A 544-nucleotide genomic window follows, 5' to 3' on the forward strand; every position below is an offset into this window, starting at 1 on the left:
GGGAAACTCCGAAGCCATGTATATGATCGGCGAATTGCTGACCAGCATTTTTATCAATATGCTTGAAGGACCTTTGCGCGATTCCCTTTCAAATTTGGCCGCAAAATTCTATCACTGCTCCGCCAGTAAAAAACATCGTTTCCCCAGTATAGAAGGTGCATCTAAGTCAAGCTCTATATATGAAGTAAGATACAATCAACTTGGTAATGCCATGCGTGCTGCCCAAGAAGCTATAAGAGGGGGCGGCTATCAAGGAGCATTCGTTCTTAAGGGTATTTTCAACGGCACATACCAACAATATATGCCAGATGGAACACAACGAAATATTTCCTATATTATTCAAGTAGATAAAGAACGTTCCCGACGTTATGGAATTATTGAGAGTTATTTAAGTAAATATCCCGGGATCCTATTCAAACCCGAACTGCACGTACAGGAAATAGACGATATCGTACCGCTGCCGCCCGCTCCGCTGCCCGAATGGGACGGCAAACTCGCCATCCAACGCTTTGTCGAAGGCAATGCCCCACCCAAACCCGATGAT

At 44.9% G+C, this 544-nt stretch carries 1 protein-coding gene; it reads left to right on the forward strand.

Annotated features, from left to right (window positions below; translation table 11 throughout):
* Positions 1-22: 22 nt before the first annotated feature.
* Positions 23-544, forward strand: a 522-nt coding sequence (locus tag Q0X97_RS11815) for a DUF6396 domain-containing protein (RefSeq protein WP_302067616.1), incomplete at its 3' end; no start/stop codon positions are given.

This window comes from Neisseria sp. MVDL19-042950 (assembly GCF_030504625.1).
Classification (GTDB): domain Bacteria; phylum Pseudomonadota; class Gammaproteobacteria; order Burkholderiales; family Neisseriaceae; genus Neisseria.